21 protein-coding genes are annotated in these 22,182 nt (G+C 65.6%); 4 read left to right on the forward strand and 17 right to left on the reverse strand.

What is annotated here, in order from left to right; translation table 11 throughout:
• The first annotated feature begins 67 nt into the window (after nucleotides 1-67).
• The gene (locus AC1DE1_RS18480) at nucleotides 68-583 is read left to right on the forward strand and encodes a hypothetical protein (protein ID WP_441604564.1); all 516 of its coding nucleotides are present in this window, start codon (nucleotides 68-70) and stop codon (nucleotides 581-583) included.
• On the opposite strand, the gene AC1DE1_RS18485 is transcribed toward AC1DE1_RS18480, so the two are convergent.
• Nucleotides 580-2,292: an ATP-binding cassette domain-containing protein gene (locus AC1DE1_RS18485; RefSeq protein WP_477179253.1), complete on the reverse strand. Its 1,713-nt coding sequence runs from the start codon at nucleotides 2,290-2,292 to the stop codon at nucleotides 580-582. The two genes, AC1DE1_RS18480 and AC1DE1_RS18485, sit on opposite strands and share 4 nt — an antisense overlap.
• A gap of 149 nt (nucleotides 2,293-2,441) precedes the next feature.
• Nucleotides 2,442-3,473, reverse strand: coding sequence for a phosphoenolpyruvate carboxykinase (ATP) (locus tag AC1DE1_RS18490; protein ID WP_477176161.1), 1,032 nt, complete (start codon nucleotides 3,471-3,473; stop codon nucleotides 2,442-2,444).
• A gap of 178 nt (nucleotides 3,474-3,651) precedes the next feature.
• Here AC1DE1_RS18490 and AC1DE1_RS18495 point away from each other — a divergent pair, with 178 nt between their 5' ends.
• Complete coding sequence (locus AC1DE1_RS18495; protein WP_441604561.1) at nucleotides 3,652-5,130, forward strand: B12-binding domain-containing radical SAM protein; 1,479 nt, start codon at nucleotides 3,652-3,654, stop codon at nucleotides 5,128-5,130.
• Nucleotides 5,131-5,152: 22 nt separating this feature from the next.
• Nucleotides 5,153-6,403: a nucleotidyltransferase family protein gene (locus AC1DE1_RS18500; protein WP_477176197.1), complete on the forward strand. Its 1,251-nt coding sequence runs from the start codon at nucleotides 5,153-5,155 to the stop codon at nucleotides 6,401-6,403.
• Here AC1DE1_RS18500 and AC1DE1_RS18505 read toward each other — a convergent pair.
• The 15 genes from AC1DE1_RS18505 to AC1DE1_RS18575 are packed head-to-tail and all read right to left on the reverse strand — an operon-like array spanning nucleotide 6,367 to nucleotide 21,295.
• A complete protein-coding gene (locus AC1DE1_RS18505) occupies nucleotides 6,367-7,479 on the reverse strand; it encodes a glycosyltransferase family 4 protein (protein WP_441604560.1) in 1,113 nt (370 codons plus the stop codon). The genes AC1DE1_RS18500 and AC1DE1_RS18505 overlap by 37 nt on opposite strands.
• The gene (locus AC1DE1_RS18510; protein WP_477176196.1) at nucleotides 7,476-8,549 is read right to left on the reverse strand and encodes a glycosyltransferase family 4 protein; all 1,074 of its coding nucleotides are present in this window, start codon (nucleotides 8,547-8,549) and stop codon (nucleotides 7,476-7,478) included. Before AC1DE1_RS18510 ends, AC1DE1_RS18505 begins: the two co-directional genes overlap by 4 nt.
• Nucleotides 8,550-8,603: 54 nt before the next feature.
• Nucleotides 8,604-10,118 (reverse strand): B12-binding domain-containing radical SAM protein, encoded by a 1,515-nt coding sequence (locus tag AC1DE1_RS18515; protein WP_477176195.1) that lies wholly within the window; start codon nucleotides 10,116-10,118, stop codon nucleotides 8,604-8,606.
• A gap of 23 nt (nucleotides 10,119-10,141) precedes the next feature.
• Entirely contained in the window at nucleotides 10,142-10,843 is a 702-nt protein-coding gene (locus tag AC1DE1_RS18520; protein WP_441604559.1) for a class I SAM-dependent methyltransferase, read from the reverse strand.
• Entirely contained in the window at nucleotides 10,843-12,072 is a 1,230-nt protein-coding gene (locus AC1DE1_RS18525; RefSeq protein WP_477176160.1) for an amidohydrolase family protein, read from the reverse strand. Before AC1DE1_RS18525 ends, AC1DE1_RS18520 begins: the two co-directional genes overlap by 1 nt.
• Before the next feature lie 4 nt (nucleotides 12,073-12,076).
• Nucleotides 12,077-12,928 carry a class I SAM-dependent methyltransferase gene (locus tag AC1DE1_RS18530; protein ID WP_477176159.1) on the reverse strand — a complete coding sequence of 284 codons (852 nt, stop codon included), beginning with the start codon at nucleotides 12,926-12,928 and terminating at the stop codon, nucleotides 12,077-12,079.
• Between the two features lie 54 nt (nucleotides 12,929-12,982).
• On the reverse strand, nucleotides 12,983-13,840 hold the full coding sequence (locus AC1DE1_RS18535) for a Wzz/FepE/Etk N-terminal domain-containing protein (protein ID WP_441604556.1): 858 nt from the start codon (nucleotides 13,838-13,840) through the stop codon (nucleotides 12,983-12,985).
• An 11-nt stretch (nucleotides 13,841-13,851) separates the two neighbouring features.
• Nucleotides 13,852-15,030, reverse strand: a complete 1,179-nt coding sequence (locus AC1DE1_RS18540) for a hypothetical protein (protein ID WP_477176157.1) — start codon at nucleotides 15,028-15,030, stop codon at nucleotides 13,852-13,854.
• Nucleotides 15,027-15,971, reverse strand: a complete 945-nt coding sequence (locus tag AC1DE1_RS18545) for a glycosyltransferase (protein WP_477176156.1) — start codon at nucleotides 15,969-15,971, stop codon at nucleotides 15,027-15,029. Before AC1DE1_RS18545 ends, AC1DE1_RS18540 begins: the two co-directional genes overlap by 4 nt.
• A gap of 2 nt (nucleotides 15,972-15,973) precedes the next feature.
• Nucleotides 15,974-17,224, reverse strand: a complete 1,251-nt coding sequence (locus tag AC1DE1_RS18550; protein ID WP_441604553.1) for an O-antigen translocase — start codon at nucleotides 17,222-17,224, stop codon at nucleotides 15,974-15,976.
• Nucleotides 17,221-18,333 carry a DegT/DnrJ/EryC1/StrS family aminotransferase gene (locus AC1DE1_RS18555; RefSeq protein WP_477176155.1) on the reverse strand — a complete coding sequence of 371 codons (1,113 nt, stop codon included), beginning with the start codon at nucleotides 18,331-18,333 and terminating at the stop codon, nucleotides 17,221-17,223. Before AC1DE1_RS18555 ends, AC1DE1_RS18550 begins: the two co-directional genes overlap by 4 nt.
• A complete protein-coding gene (locus AC1DE1_RS18560) occupies nucleotides 18,333-19,265 on the reverse strand; it encodes a GNAT family N-acetyltransferase (protein WP_477176154.1) in 933 nt (310 codons plus the stop codon). Before AC1DE1_RS18560 ends, AC1DE1_RS18555 begins: the two co-directional genes overlap by 1 nt.
• The gene (locus tag AC1DE1_RS18565; protein WP_477176153.1) at nucleotides 19,258-20,202 is read right to left on the reverse strand and encodes a hypothetical protein; all 945 of its coding nucleotides are present in this window, start codon (nucleotides 20,200-20,202) and stop codon (nucleotides 19,258-19,260) included. The genes AC1DE1_RS18560 and AC1DE1_RS18565 overlap by 8 nt, the downstream gene beginning before the upstream one ends.
• Nucleotides 20,203-20,207: 5 nt before the next feature.
• Nucleotides 20,208-20,873, reverse strand: a complete 666-nt coding sequence (locus AC1DE1_RS18570; RefSeq protein ID WP_441604549.1) for an acetyltransferase — start codon at nucleotides 20,871-20,873, stop codon at nucleotides 20,208-20,210.
• A complete protein-coding gene (locus AC1DE1_RS18575; protein WP_441604548.1) occupies nucleotides 20,858-21,295 on the reverse strand; it encodes a sugar 3,4-ketoisomerase in 438 nt (145 codons plus the stop codon). The genes AC1DE1_RS18570 and AC1DE1_RS18575 overlap by 16 nt, the downstream gene beginning before the upstream one ends.
• A gap of 234 nt (nucleotides 21,296-21,529) precedes the next feature.
• On the opposite strand from AC1DE1_RS18575, the gene AC1DE1_RS18580 reads away from it, so the two are divergent.
• Nucleotides 21,530-22,138 carry a cytochrome b gene (locus tag AC1DE1_RS18580; protein ID WP_441604547.1) on the forward strand — a complete coding sequence of 203 codons (609 nt, stop codon included), beginning with the start codon at nucleotides 21,530-21,532 and terminating at the stop codon, nucleotides 22,136-22,138.
• Nucleotides 22,139-22,182: the final 44 nt, after the last annotated feature.

The following is a 22,182-nucleotide window of genomic DNA, read 5'->3' on the forward strand; positions in this document are numbered from 1 at the left end:
GCCTCCGGCGCAGGTGATCCCCGACCCCACCCGGCCTGGCGCATCGGCGGAGAACAGCATGGGAACCATGGCGAAAATCAAACACGAAATGTTGAAGATGCTGCCGCCCACCATCTTCTTCTTCGTCATGCTCAATATCGTCCTGCTGGTGCGCGCGCTGCTGACACGGGGAACCGGCCTGTCGCTGCCCACCTTCGCCACGGTGCTCATTTCCGCGCTGATCCTGGGCAAGGCGGTGCTGCTTGCCAATATGCTGCCCTTCATCAACCGCTTTCCGGAAAAACCGCTGATCTGGAACGCGGCATGGAAAACCGTGATCTACACCGTGGTCGCCACCTTCATCCACTACCTGGAGCGTCTGCACGAGTTCTGGAAGGACACGCACGATCTTTCCGCCGCCAATCACCAGCTCGTCGCCAGCATGAACTGGGCACACTTCTGGGCGATCCAGATCCTGCTGCTGGTGTTGATCTTCAACTACTGCGTGTTTGCCGAACTGGCGCGCGTGATCGGCGTGGAGCGGCTGCGCGCGATGTTTCTCGGCCCGCTGCCGCCCAACCCGAATGCGCTGGGTGGTTCTTAGGAAGCAGCCGCGTCCCTGGCTTCCACCACCGTCACCGTGGCGCTGCCCTCGGCTATCGCCAGGCATTGATCGGCTACCGCGGCGACGCCGGCGCGATGGGATACCACGATCAGCACCGTTTGCGACAAGCGGCGTTTGAGCACGGACAGCACAGACAGTTCCGACTCCGCATCCAGCGCGCTGGTGGCCTCGTCCAGCAATGCGATCGCCGGCCCGTGCAGCAGCACCTGGGCCAGCAGCAAGCGCTGCAGCTCGCCGCCGGACAGGCGGCTGGACGAACTGTTCAAGGTCGTATCCAGCGCGGTGGATGCATCGGCGAGGCGCTTGCCCAGGCCAACGTCGACCAGCGCCTGCAGCATCATCGCCTCCGTGGCATCCGGCGCGGCCCACAACAGGCATTCGCGCACGGTGATTTGCCACGGTCGCACGCTCTGGCTCACATAGGCCGACTTGCGCACGAGTGCGGCGTAGCTGGCGAAGTCGATGGATTTGCCGCCGACCCTCGCACGGAACATGGCGGGCGTCACCATGCCTGCGAGCACATCGACCAGGCTGCTCTTGCCGATGCCCGAATCGCCGCACACAAGGGTCAGTTCACCGGGCACCAGGGTGAGTTCGCGCAAGTCCAGCGCCGTGGGCGCCTCAAGCCGAAGCTGATGGATATGCAGGGCCTCGTTCAAGCGTGCCGAAGAGGCCGCCTGCGGTGCCTTGTCCGCAGCCATGCCCACATGGCGAAGCCACAGTTCGAACGCCGGTATGGAAGAGCGAACCTGCTGGAAACCTTGCCGGGTGGAGACGAGATAAGGCAGCAGACGCCCCAGCAACAGGCATACCGCGATCAGGGCGGCACGGTCCACGCCGTGCCATCGATTGGCGATCAGGAAGATCGACGCAATACCGAGCGCTGCCAGCATCTCCAGCGCGAGCCGACCGGACGCGATCAACTCCTGCTGACGTCGATAGCCGCGGCCAAGCCGCTGCGCGATATCGGCGTAATGGGCCTTCTCGGCGTCTTCGCGCCCAAAGGAGCGGATATGCCGCCAGCGCCGCGGGAAATCCTCGCTCAACCAGAACAGGCGCGTGAGATCGGCCACGTATTGCCGGCTCACCACCACCTGCTCGCGACTGCTGATGCGAGCAGCGATCAAGCCGAAAGCCAGCACGAACGGAACCGCCAGCAACAGCGGTGGCGACAACCACAACGCCATGGCCAGCGTCACGGCCGCGGTCATGCCGGCTACCAGCAACTGCAATAGCGCGTTGAAGCCCTGGGTGACGACTTCGATATTGTAGGTGAGCACATTGGCCACCTCGGCCGAGGTGGCATCCGACAACGACGACAGTCGTGCATCGATCAGACGGGCATGCACCGTCTGCCTGAGCGTCATCGCATAACGCCCGCTAAGGCGCGCACCGACGCGCGCAGCCTGCCAACGCAGCAGGGCGAACAGTGCGGAGGCCACCAGGAAGGCCACCGCTTGCGTATCGGCCTGGCCGCGCACCAGCCAGCCAAAACCCGCCGGCAAGGGCTGGCCAGGTTCGACCAGCGGCACCAGGCAGATCGCAGCGAGATTGCCGATCAGCGCGCTGGCCAGCGACAACGCGACATACCACGCGATGCCGCCAGCCCCGAGGCTGGCGAGCGTGGCAAAAAAAGGCCGCGACAGGCCACGTAACTGCTGATGCGATCGTGCGGTTGCGTTCTGCATGACTAACCAACCACACGACTTCTTACACGCGCCCGTCGCGGCACAGGTGGCACCTGATGACAGTGCAGAAAAACCTCTCGATCCGCTTCAGCTCCCATGCCCATGGGTGCGCGGCGGGGCGCGGAAGGTTGCATGCCGCGACGGTCGCTTCAGCCCAACAGCTGCATCAAGGCGTCGACCGAGTCAGTGGGATGACGGCCACGCCGCAGCTCGTACGCGCCGCGCCGCCGGATCGCGCCGACGAACGCGTCCCACCCTGGCTGCGACGCCGCGTAGGGCTGTTCCGCGCGCAGGCGCTCTTCGATCTGGTGATCGGGAATGGCCTGCACCAAGGCCTGCGGATCATCGGCCGACCGGGCCGAAGCGAACACCACGCAGGCCAGCTCCAGCGGCTCCAGCGCCAGCCGACCGTGGCCATGGCGCAGGTCCACTTCGTACTTCTCCACGCCGCTGCGGCGGCGGATCACGGGCGATTGCCCGATCCAGTCACGCAGGCGCTGCTCGTCGACGAAACGCAGGGCGTCCGCCTGCACGTGCAGATAGTTCGCCACGCCGGTGACCTTTCCGCTTGGCGGATGCACGAACACCGCATCCTCGGAAAGAAAGTCCATGCCCCGCAGCAGGCTGTGCAAGGCCAGCGTGGACTTGCCCGCACCGCTGCTGCCCATCACCAGCGCAGCCCGCCCGTGCCAGCCCACGCAGGCGCCGTGCAGCGGCGCCAGTGAAAGCGCACGCGTGGCCAGCGTGAACACGGCGAATTCGATCAGCTCATAACGCAGGTGATACGGACGCACCAACTGATCGGCGGAGGCCACCACCAGCGCCCGGCGCTGTTCGGGAAACAGCACCGCATAGTTGTTTGCGTCCATCACGCCGCACAGGAAACCGGCCCCCGACTGCATGCGCGCCGGCGGGAGATCCTCCGTCGATGGCCCGGCACCGGCAGGTGCGAGCCGCAGCTCGACGTGAAAGCCCGGTGACGCCACCGGCAGCGCGTGGGCTGGCAGGCCCGCATAGGCCATCGCCACCACGTCAATCAGCGCGGCGCTGTCGCTGGTGAAATGGAAATGGCCGCCCAGCACATGGACGTCCATCGAATACCGTTCAGGCATCCGTTCGAGGAAGGGATCGGGGCTGAGATCGCCCGTCAGAAGGTCCAAGGTCGCGGCCATGAGCTTCATTCGCAGGGTTGCGGCGCTGTGATAGCACAAGCCTTCACGCGGCGACATCGAAATATTTTCGAAACAGCCCGCAACCCCTGCGTCCCTGCCCGGCACTCACGTGCGACGAGCTTTGAACGCAGGAGACCGGGCCGTCGGTCTGCCGTGGAACGGGCTCACCCATTGAGGCTCTTCGAAGATGCTAACGATTCAGGTCGGCCACTCCTACTTCCTGCGGTTCGACCGCAAGCAATGGGAGCGCGGCAAGCCGTATCCGCCGCTCGCGACCCTGCATGTTGCCGCCTTGTTGCGGCGCATGGGCCACGAGGTTTCGCTGTTCGACTCCATGCTCGCCGAAGGCGTGGACGAATTCGACACGTCCTTGCGCGCCGCGTCGCCCAAGGTCGTTGTCATCTACGAAGACAACTTCAACTACCTGACCAAGATGTGTCTTGGCCGCATGCGCGACGCCGCATGCGAGATGATCGCCATGGCGCGCGCCAACGGTGCACGCGTGATCGTTGCCGGTTCCGATGCTTCCGATCAGCCGGAGGCTTTTCTCGCAGCCGGCGCCGATGCGGTGTTGATCGGCGAAGGCGTCGCGCCGTTGATCGAACTGATGGGACGGCTCGACAAGAATCCGACGATCAGCACCCAGGATTGGGTGGCCAACCTTCCCGGGGTTGCCTCGCGCAGCGCCGGACAGTTGCAGCTGACGCGAATCGGCGCCGTGCCGCCCGATCCGCGCATCGTCGGCCAGCCTGCGTGGGACCTGGTCGACATCGAGCGCTACCGCACGCTGTGGAAAGAACGCCACGGCTATTTCAGCCTCAACATGGCGGCTTCGCGCGGCTGCCCGTTCCGCTGCAACTGGTGCGCCAAGCCGATCTGGGGCAATCACTACAACCGCCGCACCGCTGAAGACGTGGCGGCGGAGATGAGTTACCTCAAGCACACCTTCCAGGCCGACCACATCTGGTTGGCCGACGACATCTTTGGCTTCCACGTGGATTGGGTGGAGGCATTCGCTGCGCATGTGAATGCATCGAACGGTTCCATTCCCTTCACCATCCAGACCCGCGCGGACCTGATGAGCGAACGCATGGCTGCAGCACTGAGCCACGCCGGTTGCAAGGAGGCATGGATCGGCGCGGAGAGCGGCAGCCAGCGCGTGCTCGATCACATGAACAAGGGCACCAAGGTCGAAGAACTGATCACGGCGCGCGAGCGGCTCGGCGCGGCAGGCATTCGGGTGGGCTATTTCATCCAGCTGGGCTATCTGGGCGAGCAGCTCGAGGACCTGATGGCCACGCGCGATCTGATTACCCGCGCCGCGCCTGACGACATCGGCGTGAGCGTGTCCTATCCCCTGCCCGGCACGCGCTTCTACGAACAGGTGAAGGCGCAGCTCGGCGAGAAGACGCATTGGCAGGACAGCGATGACCTCGCCATGATGTTCCAGGGCGCTTACGATTCGGAGTTCTATCGCCACGTGCGCGACCTGCTGCACGAACAGGCGATCGTTCAGCAGTGGAAAGTGGTGGGCCAGACCGATCGCCATCGCACGGCGGCGCATGCGCTGGACGCGCGCTGGGACGCCCTGATCGCCACCGAGGCGGTGCACCGCACCGGCGCCGCAGAGATCACGCTGCGACCGCGAACCTCGTGCCATGTGTGATGCCTTCGCCATGTCCACCTCCATGCCACCGCTGGACGCCATCAAATCCGGTCTGAAACACACCACCGAGATGCTGGCTGCCGAACTGGCCCACCCCAGCGGCGAGACGCCGGGCTGGACCGAACTGGAATGGCGGCTGGCCACCGCGGTAGCTGCCGCGCACGGCGTCGCGTCATTGTTCGCCCTGCAGCCGCGCTGGCAGAACCCGGGATGGTCCCGTTTCATCGACAGCCAGTACGAACACGTGGCACTGCGCCATCAACGCATCGCCTCCCTGCTGAAACGCATCGATGCCGATGCGCGCCATGCGGGTATTGCGCTGGTCGCGCTGAAGGGTTCGGCGTTGCATGCGCTCGGCGTCTACTCGCCGGGCGAACGGCCGATGGCCGACATCGACCTGCTGGTCAGCGAAGCCGACGCCGAACGCGCCGGCGCCTTGCTGGAAGCGCTGGGTTACGCGCAGTCCTACGCGTGCTGGAAACACCGCGTCTACAAACCGCTCCATGGCACGCCGACGGTGGGCCTGGGCGACCATCGCGACACGCCGGTCAATATCGAGCTGCATACGCGTATCCAGGAACGGCTGCCGGTGGCGACCGTCGATATCACTGAGCGCATCTATCCGCGCCATCCATTGCCGGGCATCCAGCCCTACCCTTCGCTCGGTGCGTTGATGTGCCATCTGCTGCTGCATGCCGCCGGCAATATCTGTAGCCGCACGCTGCGCCTGATCCATCTCAACGACATTTCGCTGCTGGCCTCGCGCATGCAGCGCAACGACTGGCATGTCCTGTGGGATCACGACACCGACGAGGCACCGTGGTGGGCACTGCCGCCGCTGCAGCTGGTGTCGCGCTACTACCAGGGCGCCGTGCCGGCTGCCTTGCTGTACGAGCTGGAATTGGACTGTCATGCGCTGCTGCGCAGCGTCTCGCGCCATCACACGCTCACCCAGGTGTCCTGCTCGGAGCTGTGGCTGCATGCGTGGCCGGGCCTGGAATGGGTGCGCTCGGTACGCGAAGCAGGCCACTACCTGCTCAACCGCCTGCGCCCCTCCGAGGAGGCCAAGCAGGAACGCGACGACATGATCCGCACCCAGCTCTGGCTGCAAGGCTCGCCATGGGTGAAGTCGCGCCAGCTGAGCCGCATCGTCACCCTGCTGACCCGTTCGGTGCCACGCATGGACACCATGTACGTGGTGCGCGCCGCGCTGGCGCAAACCACCACGAGCCGGGCTCAGCGCCCGGAACCGGCCGTCAGCACCTGCAGATAAAGTGCTTCGAAGGCGCGGGCGGTGTAGTCCGCATCTTCGGTGACCGCGCGACGCTGCGCAGCCACCGCCAGGCGCAGGCGCAGCTCGTCATCGGCCAATACCTGCCGGATCGACTCCGCCAGCGCTGCCCAATCACCCACCGGTACTGCCAACGCCGCACTCGGCGACCATTCCGCCAGATGGCCCACGGCGGTGCCGACCGTGGGCAGCCCCATCACTGCCGCTTCCAGCAACACCAGCGGTCCGGCCTCATGGCGCGATGACATCACCAGCACGTCGGCCGCTTCCATCATCGGCCGCAACTCGCGCTGCGTCTTGAAACCATGAAAGTGCACGTGGCCGTTGAGCCGCAGCTCGCGGGCAAGTCGCTGGATCTCGCCATCGAGCGTGTCCACGCCCACGATATCCATCTGGAAATCCACACCCGATTCGGCCAGCACGGTCAGCGCCCGCAGCAAGGTCGATTGATCCTTGACGCGATTGAGGCTTGCCACATGGATCAAGCGCGCGCGACCGGTGCGACGACAGCGCGGCGGCAACGGCGGCCACGCGCGCAGATCCACGCCCAGCGGCACGCGACGGGCGCGCAATCCCAGCGCCTGCAGCGAGTCGATGATGGGCACGCTCGCCGCGGTCACGGCGTCCGCACTGCGCAGCACCAGCGCTTCGCGAATCCGCCCTTTCAGGCGCTGGCGGCCGCCATAGCCGATATCGTGCAAGGCGACCAGCTCGCCGCCGGCGATATGCACGAAGCTGGGCAGGCGCAGCAGCATCGCTGCCGCCACCGCTACGAAACTGCATGAGCCGGAAAAAATCGCCTGCACCAGGTCAAACGGCGCACGGCGATGCTCGTTGCGTATCGCCTGGATGGCGCGCAGGCGCGACCAGCCATCGCCGATGTTGTGGATGTGCGCGCCGGCCAGATGCCAGCAGTCGGCCGACGCTTCCTGGCGCAGGGCAAACACGTGCACTTCGTGCTCGCAGGCAAGACGGCGAATCAAGGCAAGCAACACGGGAATCACGCGGAATTCGCCGCTGCGATCGACGCCGCCGGGGACTACCAGCGCCAGTTTCATGCGGTGCCTCCCCGCCGACCGGCGTGCAGCTGTGCATACGCGTCGGCCCAGCGGCGACCCACCGCCTGCAGCGACAGACAGCGGTCGAAATGACGGCGCACGTCGGCAGCAGACGGGCGGCGCGTCGCACTGCGCAACAAGGCGCTGGTCAGCGCCTTGGCGTCGCCGCGCGGCCATAGCTCGCCCATGTCGCCTACCAAGGCGCGAAACGAAGGAATATTGGTCACCACCGGCGTCACGCCGCAGGCCATCGCCTCCAGCAGGGCGTAGCCGCAGCTTTCCGCATGGCTGCCTGACACGAAGATATCGGCGGCGCGCATCAGCGACTGCACCTGCTCGTGAGGCACCTTGCCCAGCAGATGCACGCGCCCGTGCAGGCGCGCATCGCCATCGATGCGCTGCTGCACCTGCGCCAGCATCGGCGCGCTGCCAAAGGCGCACCACAGTTGCAGGCCAGGCAGATGCGTTGATGCCTCGGCGACACCATCCAGCACCGTCAAGGGATCCTTGCCGGACTGCAGATGACCCACCCAGACCACGCAGGGGTCACCGTGCAGACCGGTCTCGGCCCGCGCCTGCTCGCGACTGCCCGGGGTGAAGCGGCTGGTGGATTCGGGTATCACGAACAGGCGCGTCGACAAGCCCAGCAGGCCGGCCGTCACGTATGGGCGCGCAAGTTCCGGCGCGGTGAAGGCGACGCCTGCCGCCGCCGCGTACCAGCGCCGCCAGCGCAGGCGGCGCCAACGCGGCGGCATGCGGTCGGCGTGATCCTGCAACAGGATCGGCAGTTGCGGCAGCTCGCGCGACAGCGCATAGGCATCGCCGGCTGCGCCAAGACTGTGGACATGTGCCACGTCGACATTCAACTCGCCGAGCAACCGGGCGATCCGTCGTACGCGATCGGTGGCGTTGCCGTCATGGCCGGCGACAAAGTGATAGTCGACGCCGTTGCGCTGCAGGCTCTGCGCATGCGCCGCCAGTTGCACCACGCTGACCCGCGTGCCTGCGCTCGCGGCGATCTCGGCAATGTCCACCAGCGAAGGCCATGTTTGGAGGATGTCAGCCGGCATGAGGTCCACCGGTGCAGGAAAAAAGTTGATCTGCGCAACATGCAATGGCACGGGTCAGAGTCCCGAAACCTGAGGCATGCGCAGGCGCACCAGGCGGTTGGCGAGATTCAACTCCCACGGCCGGTCGTAGCGACGCATCCGGTAGCGCCACGAGGCCGCCGCGGACAGCGTGCGCTTGGCCCAGGTCGGCGAACGCAGGTCCTGCACAGTCGGATAACGGCAGCGCAGCACGGTGACAAAATCGTGGATGCGTTGACGCAGCTTGTCGGTCACCCATGGCGCATCCGCATGGCAGGCGTAGTCCACCCACCGCTTCTGCGTCCATTCCTCCGGTGTCGAGGGAAACACCAGGGGCTCGCCGTTGAGGTCGAGCAGCGGCGTGGAAGCACGCTTGCCGCGATCCTTCTCGTGCTTGCTGCTTTCCGGCAGCGGCGTATAGACGTAGACGATGATTTCCGATTGCGGATTGACCCGCTTGAGTTCGCGGATGAACTCGAAGGTATGCTCGGTCTCCTCTTCGGAGTTCTCCGGCGGCGCGACCATGAAGGACAGCTCGGGGATCACCCCATGCCGCCGGCACAGCTCGGCCACCGCCAGCGTCTGGTCCGGACGGGTGCCTTTGCGGATTTCCTTCAGCATGGTCGGGCTCGCCGATTCCGCGCCGATGTAGGCCATGCGCAGGCGACTCTTGCGCACCAGCTTCCAGGTGCTCTCGGAGAGATTGAGCAAGGCATCCGCGCGCGCATAGCACCACCAGGGCAGCTCATAGCGCGCCATGATTTCCAGCAGCGGAATCATGTCCTGCTCGCGGTCGAAGAAATTGTGGTCGAAGTACTGGATGGAATCGGCGCCCAGCTCGTACTTCAGGTATTTGAGATCGCGTTCCAGACGCTCTAGCGGCGGCAGCGCGGTGGCGCCGCCAAACATCGCGGCCACGCCACAGAACGTGCAACGGAATCGGCAACCCACCGACGCCTGATGCGCAGCCGTGCGACGACCGAGGAACGTACGCGCCAGATAGCGGCTGGGATCGCCGAGCTTCTCGTACGGCAATACCGTCGGCGGCCCATTGCGGGAGAACGGCCGGCTCGTGTTGTTGACCAGCTCGCCATCCTTGAGCCACGACAGGCCGTTGATGGTGGAAAGCTTGTCCGACGCGCCCGCGTGCAAGGCGGCAACCAGTTCCGGCAGGCTGTCTTCGCCCTGCCCGCGTATCGCGTAATCCACATACGGCGCTCGCAGGGCCGTCTCGGTATACAGCGTGGGAAAGTAGCCGCCCCACACGATGGGCACGTCGGGTCGATGCGCGCGTATCGCGCGTGACACCGCGATGGCCGGCTCGATCTGCGGGCCGCCCATCACGCTGATGCCGACCGCCGTGCAGTGGCCTTCATCCAGCGCGTGCAGCGTCTGCTGGACGAAGTCGCGCTCCATATTGCCGTCGATGATGCGACTGCTGCCCGCACGATCGAGCGAGGTCGACAGGTGCAGCAACGACAGCGGAAAGCGCGCGCTGGAACGCGACGTGATGGTCGGGTTGATCAGAATCGTGTGCGGCGCGTGGTTCATGGGCGGACGTGTCGTGGCGGTGATCATGGCTTGCGCCACAGCTGGAAAATGAGGGCGACCGGCACCTCCAGCGCGGCGCGGTCGAAATGCGCGCCGGGCGGAATATCGGTGGGGTCGAGCATGGGTTCGAGCACGCAGCCGATATCCAGGCCCAGCCTGCCGCAGGCAGCGTGCCAGTGGCTGTAGAGATGGGCCGTGTGGCGCACGGCGTAGCGACGGCCCTCGGCCTTGAAGTCGCGCAACCAGCCCAGCGCATGGCCGATCGGATGGACGTCGCTGCACAACACCATGCCGCCCGGCTGGGTGACGCGGCACAGCTCGGCGAGCACGGGCTCCAGTTGTTCGACATGGCCCACGGCCAGTCCGCAGATGGTCAGGTCTGCCCAGGCGTCGGTGACCGGCAGCTGGTCCAGGCTGCCCTGCATCAATTCGATCGAGGCGCGTCGACGAACGTTGCCCAGTTCATCGTGAGCGCGCATCAACATGTCGGGCGACAGGTCCACGCCCACCACGCGCGCGGCGCCGCGCTGCACCGCATGCCGCATATAGCGGCCGGTGCCGCAGCCGGCGTCGAGCACGTTGCGTCCGCTGAAATCCTGCGGCAACAGGCTGAGCATGGCGCGTTCTTCAGCCAGCATCACCGGGTTGTGCGCCCGCGCCGGGTAGCTGGGAGCCCACAGCGCATACGCGTCGGAGGGATCGAGGATGGGAGTGTGGTGCAGCATCAGCAGCGCGCCTCGGCGGTTACAGCGTTGACCGGCGCGTGGCGCACCGTGGCAAGTTCGAGCCCCGGTTCCAGCGCCAGCAACTCGGGATCGGCCAGCGCCTTGGCCAGCAATTTGGGACGACCATCCAGCAGCACTGACACGGTCTCCACGCCCGCCACGGCAAACCAGTCGGCAAAGTCGGTATCGGCAATGCGCGGCAGACCGTCGCGCACCACGGCACGGATGTCGCTGCGCTCCAGGCCGAGCAGGCTCGCCCGTGGATCGCCGCCGCGGTCTTCCACGATCAGCAGATCGGCCTGCGCGCCAGCCTGCAGGCTGCCGTGCCATGGCAGGCGCAGCAGTCGCGATGCATCGGTGGAGACTAGGCCAAGCAACTGTTGTGGGGTGAGGTCTCCGTGCATCGATGCAGCCCGCAATTCCTCCAGCAGGTCGCGCGAACCGCTGAGCCGGGAATCCGTACCCAGCGCGAGGCGTCCCGCCTCGGCCAGGCGACGGGGATCCAGCGTGCAGCCCAGCAGACGTTGATTGCTGGTGGGACACCACACCACGCCCGCGCCGCGTTCGATCACCCGATCGATATCCTGCTCGCGCATGCCCACGCCATGTACCAGCACGCTGTGGCCCGCCAGACAGCCCAGCTCGTCCAGCTCCGCCAGTTCGCCCTGCGCCGTGGCATCGCTGCCTTCGGCCAGATGGATCATCCAGGGTTGGTCGATCGGCGTCTTCGCAAAGCTCTGTTGCACCGGCGGCCCGTACGAGCTCCAGCCCAGCGCATAGCTCCAGCCGTAGTCGCGCAGCAGCGCCACCGGGAAATCCTCCGCGTCCAGCGCCTCGTGCCAGGGATCGTGGTGCGCCACGCAGGTGGTGCCGGCCAACAGGTTTTTCAGTGCGCCGTGGCGCAGGCGCAGCGCCTTGGGCACGCGCAGGGCCGCCAACACGGCCGCATCGCCGAAGTGCGACTGGAACGCCTCGATCCACGCGTAGCTGTTGGGAAATACCTGCGCGCCCGGCAACGGCGGCACGGCATTCACCTGCAGGTGTTCGTGCGAGTTGATCAGGCCTGGAAAAATCAAGTGATCGCGCAGGTCGATGCGATGCGCCCAGGCCGGCACCGAGGCGTCGATGCGGCTGCCGCGTATCCGCAATGGCCCGCGCGTGATGCCCTCAGGCACGACGCATGCCGCTCCGCAGAGACTGGCATGGGTTCGAGCGAACCAGGCGTCCATGGCGTCAGCGCTTGCGCATCACGATCAGAAAGTGATCGCCCATGTCGCGCAGCAAGGGCAGCGCGCCGAGGCGGTCGTCGAGTCGGCCCAGCTTCTCGTACCAGGGCTGGCGGCGACGGTAGTAGTCCACCAGGTAGGGCGGCGGCATGAACAGGCTGAGCGCACGATAGTCGTCCAGCGTGAACAGATCGGCGAACGCCCGGTAGAACTCGCGCGGCAGGTAGTAGTAAGTCCAGATCGTGTGCTTGTTCATGCCCACCGCAGCGGGACCGCGGGTGCCGCGCACGCTGGCGCGGCGGAAGCGTCCGCGCATCGCGTAGTGCCCCATTTCCCACGGACAGATGCGTCCGATCACCGAGAAGATCAGTTTGCCGCCGGGCTTGAGCAGCCGTGCGCACTGCTCGGCCACCGCGTGCAGGTCGGGTGCGCAATTGAGCGGACCGAAATTGGAATAGATGCCGTCGAACTGTTCCTGCAGCTGATCCAGTTGCTGCACGCCAAGATGCCTGGCCTCCACATGCGATTCCAGACCCGCCACGGCGGCGCGCGAGCGCGTGCGTCCCACCATCGCCGGCGACCAGTCGGTGGCCACCACCTGGTAACCGCGGCCGGCGAATTCCAGCGCATCGATCCCCGTGCCGCAGCCGATGTCCAGCAGCTGGCCGTTGGCCGGCACCTCGCGGCAGACGGTATTCCACAGGGTGACGCGCATGCGCTGGATCAGCTCATTGTTGCCGCGCGGACCGTCGTAGTCGGCGGCCACGCTGTCGAAGGCGCGCTGCGTGTCGAGCAGTTGCGCCTCGTTCAAGGTGGCTTCCAGGGGGCGCCGGCTCGCTTGTTCCATGGCTGATTCCAACAGTGTTTGCAGGTTGATCGATGCGACCGCGCATGCGGTCCGTTGTAGGTGCCGTCAGGCGTGTGTTTGGTTGAATGAGACCGTGGCGACATGCGCGCGGCGCAGCGCATTGCGCACGATCGCAGCCAACACGCCCAACGACAGGCCAAACAGCACGCCCATGCCCCAGATCAGCGCCAGATTCGGGGATGCCGGCCCTTGAGGCACGTAAACCGGCCACATCAGCGAGGTCTGGTAGGTGAAGTTATGGGCCAGGCGCACGCTGAGCTCGCCCTGCGTCTGGCGCAGCTCGCGGATCTGCGCATCCGTGGCCGTCAACAGCATCGAGGCGACGCCCGCGCCCTGCGCATCCTTGTCATGGGCACCTGCCGGCGTGGCCGCCTGCAACAACTGGCTGCGTTCGGCCTCGGCCGCCTTCAGGTCCGCACTCACTTCATCCAGGCGCGCCTGGGTCAATGCCAGCGGCTTGGCCATCAAGGCCTGATGCACGACCTGCAACTCCGCCACGGTGGCCTCGGCGAACTTGCGCGCCTGCTCGGGCGACCAGCCGCGCACGCTGAATTTGATCAGGGGGCCGGCATAGGGCAAGGGATCCAGTTTCACGCTCTTGCGATACAGCTTCGCTTCCGGCGCGTCTTCCTTGATGCCCAGATTGGCCAGTACGTGGTTCTGGAACGGCACCAGTTGAAGACGTTCAAGGACGCGCGCCAGAGGCTCCACCTTGGGATCGGTACCCTGAAGCGCCGGCACCTGCCCGATCTGGATGAACGCCGTGGCTTCCCACTGTCGTCGCGCCGTGTGCGCATACGCAAACACCGCCAGCAGCACCACCAGCAGGCCGGCCAGGAACCACGCCCATTCGCGCGCCAGGATGTGCCATAGATCCATTACGTAGACTTCGTCGTTTTGCATGATGGCGTGACTCATGGAAGAGAAGGTGGGACCACGCCGCTCGGCAGCGCGTGGGCATGGGAGTGTTGGGGACGGGCGTGCCGGCGGTTCGGCAGCAGCGCCGCAATCAGCTGCATCAGCAGGCACAGCAGGATGAAACCGGCATTGGTCCAGGTGAAGGCTTGCGGCGCGAACGGCGCCATCAGGCAGGTATAGGACACGCGCAGGAAGATCAGCCAGCCAAACAGCGGCACGGTGGGCTGCAACCGCCGCACGCTCCACAGCAGCAACGCGTAGAGCGCCACCATCGATCCCACGGCGCCGACGGGGCCGAACGCCATCAGGAACGGAAAGAACTCCGTGCCCACGTTGATGTTCGCTGCATCCAGCGGGATGCCCGTGCCGGCCGTGGCAATCGAGCCGGACATCGGCACCAGCTGATTGATCAGGAAGTGACTGTCCGTGTAGTGCTTGGCGAGAATGGAGCCGAAGTTGTACGGCCCCGCGCTGGCGTACAGCAGCAGCCACTTCACGCCTTGCGGCGAGGCCTTGTACATGTCGCTGAAGGGAAGCGTCACGTAGTCGAGCGTGCCCGAACGCAGGATGCCCAACACCGAGAACATCACCGCCCCGCCCACCGCCAGCACGGTGACGGTCTTCCACGGCAAGGGGCGCGCGTCGTCGCGACGGAACAGGAAGATCAGCGCCATCGAGAACAAGGCGGCGAAGATGCGGTTGCGATCGATCACCAGCACCGGGAAGAGCAAACCCGCCACCACCAGCGCCGCACGCAGCCACTTGTTGCGCGCGCAGAGCAGGCCGATGGGCGGCAGCACCCAGCACATGTCCGATACGTGCCGGATATGATCGCGACCGCCCTCCATGTTCGCGTAGGCCGACGGCGTCGCGAACAGCGGGATGGGAAACAGGGTGAGATCGAGCACGCAGAACACCACGATCAAGCCGGCAAACAGCAGCGCGACCAGGCCGTCGCGCGTGCCCACGTAATCGCGATGACGGAACACCGTGCTGCGCGGCAGCCGTATGCCAGCCACCGCATCGAACACAAAAATGGCGACCGCCATCACCGCCAGCAACAGGATGCCCTGCAGGTAATCCGGCGGCAGGTCGTAGCTGAGCAGGGTCAGCCCGCAGGTCAGCAGCAGCGGAAAGCTGATATAGAACGACGGCAGGCGCAGCAATTGTTTCATGCCCGCTCCAGCTGGTGGTGCGGCCAGCGGCTGCGCGTGCGCGACATCAACCTCAGCAAGGCGTAGCCCGCCATGTGCACGCCCACCGCCCACACCCGTCGCTCGAGGAAGGCGATCTTGGCGCCCATGTGATGCGACTGCGCCAGCAGCAGGGTGCGATACGGCTCTTCGAACATGGCCGAGCGCCGGATCGCCACGTCGCGCGCCTCCATCAGGTTATGGATGCGCGTACGCGTGTCGCGCGTGCGGCTCAAGTTGTTGCCATGGATGCGGTAGGCGCACACATTGCGATCGATGAAGCCGATCGCGTCATGCGCGGCCAGGCGCAGGAAGAAATCCCAGTCGTCGATACGCAGGGTCTCGCTCCATCCGGCCACGGTTTCCAGCGCGCGGCGGCGCACCAGCGTCACCGGCCCACCGATGGCCCACTGGGTGATCACCGCGCGGCGGATGCCCTCGGCACTGCCATACAGCCCCTTGTCCGCGTGGTGCAGGTCGCGCATGCCGCTGTCGTACAGGCGATGTCCGTCCTGATCCACCACTTCCGAATCGCCGATCACCGCCCATTTGTCGGGATGCGCCAGCAGATAGTCGACCTGCGCGTCGAGGCCGCCCGGCAGCAGGTAATCGTCGCTCGCGCCCAGCCGCAGAAATTCGCCACGCGCCCGCGCCGCCAGCTCGTTGAGCGTGGCCGCCACGCCCTTGTTGGCGCGACGCACGTACTCCACCGGCACGTCGTTGCCGTGCCTGGCGATCCACGCGGCAATGCGCAGACCCGTATCGTCCGTGGAACCGTCATCGATGATCACGATTTCCTTGCACGGGTACGGATCCTCCAGCACGCTGTCCAGACAGCGTTCCACGAACCGCTCGTGATTGAACGCGGGCACCAGGATGGAGACCAGCGGCATGCGTGCCCCCGTCGGCTTGGCGTCGTTCATCGTCATAGCTCCCTCAGGTAGCGGCGTACCACGATCACGTTGAAGACCAGGTACAGCGCGTAGTTCACCGTAAATGCGTACATCGCCCCGACCAGCCCGAAGCGCGCGGTGAACAGGTACACCAGCACCACATAGCTGATCGCGAAGGCGAATTCCGAAGCCACAAACAGCCGCGTCATGGCCTTGGCGAGCATCACGTAGGAGAGTACGAACGAGGCGATCTTCACCACGTCGCCGACCAGCTGCGGCGCGTACAGGCTGTTGGCGGCGGAGAAATCCGCGCTGAACAGCAGCGCCGTCACCCAGCCGCGGCAGACATAGATGCCCACCGCCAGCAGCAGCACGGCCGGCATGATGTAGCGATAGGCGAGGCGCAGTTCCGCCAGCAGCGGCGCGCGCTCGTGGGTCGAGGCCAGTTTCGGCAGGTAGTAGACATTGATGGCGGTAGTGAGGAACAACAGATAGGCGTCCGACACCTTGCTCACCGCCTGCCAGTAACCCACCTGCCCCCAGCCGAACTGCGCGGCCAGATGATCGCGCACGGCGATATTGACCAGCGGCGGCACCAGCGCGGAGGTCAGCGTCATCACCGAGAAGGTCGCCAGCCGCAGCGTCATGTCGCGGTCAAAACGAATGCGCAACATGCCGCGGTGGAAATACGGGCTGCGCCACCACGCCGGCAGGCCCACGGCGAGCACCAGCAGCTGCCCGATCACGAGCGCCAGCAGCGCGCCGTAGAGCTGCAGCCAGCGCGCCAGCAGCAAGGCCACCACGATGCTTAGCAACGAACCCAGCGCCTGCACGAAGGCCAGGCGCTTCACATCCATGAAGCCATTGATCACGGCAAGGATGTAGTTGATCAGCGCAATGCCCAATTGCGCAGCCGCCAGCACGGCAATCAAGCCCTGATAGCGGATATCGCCCAGCAGCCAGCCGGCCAGTTGCCGGCTGAGCAGCAGGCCGAGACAACCGATCAGGCAGGACGCGCACAGCGCATACCACAGCGCGGCTGACAGCAGACGCGACAGGCGCTCGGGATGATCCCGATATTCGGCGACGTACTTGACCACGCCCGCACTGATGCCGCCGCCGGCCAGCACCGCCAGCATGGACATCAGGCTCATGAACTGGCCCAGCCGGCCCACGCCCTCCGGCCCCGCCATCCACGCCACCAGCTTGAGTATCACCAGGCCCGCGAGCAGTTTTGCCGCGGTGGCGAAGGAGGCATAGAAACCGGCGCGCAGGATGTTCATGGCGCACGCTCGAATGCATTGCAGGCGGCGACCACGCGTTCGATCGCCTGGTCATTCATGGTCGGCCCCATCGGCAAGCTCAGCACTTCATCGTGCAACTGCTCGGTGATGGGCAGGCTCAACGTGTGCAAGGACGGATACGCCGCCTGCCGATGCGGCGGCACCGGGTAATGCACCTGGCTATGCACGCCCTGGGCTTCCAGATGTCGGCGCAGCGCGTCGCGCTGGCCACAGCGAATCACGAACAGATGCCATGCGTGGCGCTCGTTGCTCTCGACGCGCGGCAACACGATGCGGGGGTGATCGATGCCTGCGCGATAGCGGCTGGCCACTTCGCGGCGGATCGCCACCTCCTCATCCAGATGCGCCAGCTTCACCCGCAACATGGCGGCCTGGATTTCATCCAGCCGCGAATTGGCGCCTTGGTACAGATGCTGGTACTTCACTTCCGAGCCGTAGTTGCGCAAGGCTTTCACGCGCGCCGCCAGTTCGTCGTCGTTGGTGACGACGGCGCCGCCATCGCCCAGCGCGCCCAGGTTCTTGGCCGGGAAAAAACTGAATCCGGCCGCGTCGCCGAAAGCGCCCGCGCGCTGCCCTTCGCTGCTGGCGCCGTGCGCCTGGGCGGCATCTTCGATCAGCAGCAGCTTGTGCTGGCCGGCGATGCCCGATAGCGCGGCCATATCCGCCAGCTGGCCGTACAGGTGCACCGGCATGATGGCGCGCGTGCGTGGGCCAATGGCCGCCTCCACGCGCTGCGGATCAAGGTTGAAGGTCGCCGGATCCGGCTCCACCAGCACCGGCACCAGTTGATTGGCGGTGATCGCCAGCAAGGTGGCGATGAAGGTGTTGGCGGGAACGATGACTTCGTCGCCGTCGCGCAGCGCACCGAGTTCCTTGTAGCCACGCAGGATCAGCGACAAGGCATCCAGGCCGTTGCCCACGCCCACGGCATGGGCAACGCCGCAGTACCCCGCGAACTCGCGCTCGAACGCGGCCAGTTCATCACCCATCACGTACCAGCCCGAGTCGATCACGCGCGACGCAGCCGCCTTCAGCTCGTCGGCGTAACGGGCATTGACATCGCGCAGGGAGAGAAAGGGCACGTCCATCACAGCACCCACTCGTAGATATCGTGCACGATGCCGCGGGCGCCGAACGATTCCTTCTGCGCGATCAGGCCGCTGTTGAGCACCGTGCCCTCCTGCTCGGTCGAGATGCCGAAACTCAGATAACTGCGGTCCGCATAGGCCTCGGTGACCAGGCTGCCCAGCAGCAGGCTCAGCGCATCAACGCGCCTGCCCTCCTCCGACGCGGCGAGGTATTGCGTATGCACCGTGCGGCCAAAGTCGTAGACCAGCGCACCGGCAAGCAGCACATCGCCCTGCCGCGCTTCGTGCAAGGTGATCTGTCCCGGAAAACGCTCGCGCAGGAGTTGCAGCTCGGCCAGGGTGTGCGTCGGCACGGCGTCGTGCCGGCGCAGCACGTCGCCAAGCAGCGCGTGATAGCCGGCCAGATCGTCGCTGCGACGAACTTCCACGCCCATCGCACGCGCACGCCGGATCGCCCGCCGGCGCGCCTCGGAAAACCCGACGGCGTGCTGCAGCGGCACCACCGAGGAGATGTCGCGCCGCTTCAGGTTGGCGCCCACCCGCTGCAGGGCGTAGAGATCCTCTTCCGACGGATAGGCATGGAAGATATGCGGCACCGCCTTGTAGATCAGACGATCCACGGCCGCCTGCTGGTAGTGCTCGCCCATCATCTCGAACACCGACAAGGTGGAGTCGGCGCGCAGGTCGTGGGTAGTAATCAGGCCGGCATAGGTCAGGCCGCCATGGCTGGTGACCACGTTGTCGCGACGGCTGGCGGGAAATACGGCGACGATCTCGGTGCCGCGTTCCACCACCAGCGAACTGTCGAGGAAACGATCAGCGTGATAGTCCATGTAGCCGCGTCGATGCAGAAAGTTGCCGTTGCGCGAACGGCCCACCACGGCGTCCCACGCGGCGGCGTCCTCGGCGCGATACGGGCGCAGCCTAAACATGCGCCATCCCCGCCAGCGGCTCTCGGGCCACGGCCACGCCGAAGCCATCCAGGCCCATGTCGTTGCCGTTGTAGAACATCAGTACGTCGTCGCCGCGCTCGATCAAGGCCGGGTAGCAGATGGTCCGCGAGTCCCAGCCGCTCTCGGACAAGGCCATGCCCAGGGCCTCGTCGCGGCGTTCCCAGTGGATGCCGTCGTCGCTGAAGGCCACGCCAGGGAAATAATCGCCGCCAACGTTGCCGCGGGTGAAATACATCGCGTACCGGCCATTCATGCGATACACGCGCGGTCTCCCGATGCGGTACTCGCTGCCTCGCGGCTGCAGGCAGACGTGGTCCTCGCGTGGGATGCGCGAGAGGTCGTCGGTGCTCGCGCAACGAATGTGGTAGCGGGGAAATGGACGCCCGTCGATGACTTCCCAGTCATCACCCACGGCATACCACAGGCGCCATTGCCCGCCCTCAAACATGGCCGAGTGCACGGCCGCTATGGTGCTGCGCCCCGGCGCGCGGTCGAGGATGGGGGTTTCCTGCACGCGCTCGAAATGCTCGCCACCGTCGGAGGACACGGCCAGGCCGGTGAAGGCCAGGAACTTCGCGCGTGCCACGCGCTGGAAACCCACGTAGAACATATGCAGGCCACCGGGCGCCTGCACGATGTCACCCAGGATCATGCCGTTGTCGTCGAAACAGCCGCCGCGCCCGATGTCGAGCACGGGCTCCGCACTGACCCGCAATACTTTTGAAGGATCGCTCGCTCGCACGTCGACATAGCCGATGCGGCTGACCCCGTCCTCGTCGCGAAACCCCGCGTAGACGCGGATGGTTTCGTCATCCAGTCGCCACGGCGTAGGCGTCAGGGCAGAATGACGCATCCACCCGCCCACGCCCTGCCGCGCGGTATCAAATACCAGCCCCTGCTTGCGCCACGCCGCCATGGGCGTCAGAGCCTCACGTCAAAGCTGGATCGGTCCGGCACCGCCTTGGCAGGCGAGCCGACGTAGATGCGCCCTTGCTCGGTGTCCCGATGCACCAGCGCACCGGAACCGATCACGTTGTCCGCGGCCACCTTGATGTGGTCGTTGAAAGTGGTGTTGACCCCGATGAAGCTGCTCTCGCCGATTTCGCAAAAGCCGGAAATCACGGCATGCGAAGCGACGAATACGTGATCGCGCACCACCGTGCGGTGACCCACGTGGTTGCCGCTCCACAAGATGCAGTTGTTGCCGATGCGAACGAATGGCTGGATCACATTGTTCTCGAAGATGAAACTGTTCTCGCCGATCTCTGCATTGCGCCACACGAAGGCGCGCGAACTCACATAGGTGGCGAAGTTGTAGCCGCGTCGCTTGGCGTCGAGGTAGAAGCGCGTGCGCAGGCGGTTGAGCTGGCTGGCGGGAATGGCCACGAACGCATCGAACTCCCCGGGCGGGTAATGCGTCTCCAGTTCTTCATAGGGAACCACCGGCCGGTCAGCCAGCGTGGATTGGGTCAGGTATTGCCTTTCGACACTGAAGCCGGCGACTTCGTAGTCACTGTCGTGCTCGAAGTATTCGCAGGCGATCTGCGCCATCTCGCCCGCCCCGATCAGGACTAGGCGCTTTGGCATGCGACCAGTTCCGTGGCAAAGACGACACCGCGCACTTCGCGCAGGAACTCGTCGTAGTCGGTGATGTAGTCGGCGGGGTCATAAAGATGGTCGGCCAGCACCATCAGCACGCAGTCGTCGCTGAAGTCGTATAGCTCGCGCCACACCATGCGGCCAAGCAGCAGGCCCTGCGACGGGTCGTTGAGCACGACCTCGACCGGCCCGGTGCCGTCATCGAGCATGAAGGTGACCGAGCCGCGCACGGCCACGGCAAGCTGGTGCAGATGGCGGTGCGCATGCTTGCCGCGGTGCACGTCGTGCTGGGTCGCGAAGATGTAATACACGCGACGAATTTCGAAGGGCACGTTGCGGTCTTGCTCAAGGGCAATGAGCATGCCGCCGTGATCACCATGTTTCTGCAACTGGACGCGTTCGATTTCCATGTTCTCGGCCGGGGCTCAGGGGCCGTCGACGACGACCCACGCAACTGAGTGCCAGCCCCATCGCGAAAGGTTGCCTCACGCGCGGGCCGTCAGATCCCCGACAACCTTTCCGCGCCTTCCTGGCACATACCCGCACAAAGTGAGTTTCATTCCACGCGCCCCCCTGTCCCCAGGTCGTTCCCGGAGGGACGCGTGCGAGGTGGATGCCCCCGATTGAGATGCAGAGGTCTGGACATGGAATGGCAGAAAGACGCGCCGCCAGCAACACATGCCGACGAGACGCCCAGCGTTGATCCTCGCCTGCAGGAGGACGCGCCGACGCGGCCACGCGCCCTGGTCGTCATGCACTGGCTGACGGTGCTGTTTCTCATCGTTGCCGCCACCCTCATCCTGTGGCGCGACCAGGTGGACGGTCGCAGCCTGCGGCTGTGGCTGCTGGAAGGCCACCGTCATTTCGGCCTGTTCATTCTGCTGCTCTTCGTGGCCCGCGTGGCCTATCGCTTCCGCGTGGGCAAGCTGCCCAGCGAGGGCAATACCTCCGCCCTGCTCCGCCTCGCCGCGGGGTCGACGCATGTGGCGTTGTACGTCTTGCTGCTGGTCCAGCCGCTGTTGGGCTGGGCGCTCAGCAACGCCGAGGACAAGCCGGTGCATTTTCTCGGCCTCACCCTGCCGACGCTGGTGGCCAGCGACGAAGACCTCGCCGACACGCTGACCACCTGGCACCAGGATGTGGCCTGGGTGCTGCTTGCCTTCATCACGCTGCACGCGGGCGCCGCGTTGTGGCACCACTTTGTACTGCGTGACCGAACGCTACGCATGATGTTGCCGAAGCGTCGTCCCTGATGAGCGTCGGAGCCCGCCCCTACCGCCGCACCACCCGAGACAAG

This window comes from Dyella sp. 05T440, assembly GCF_056395965.1.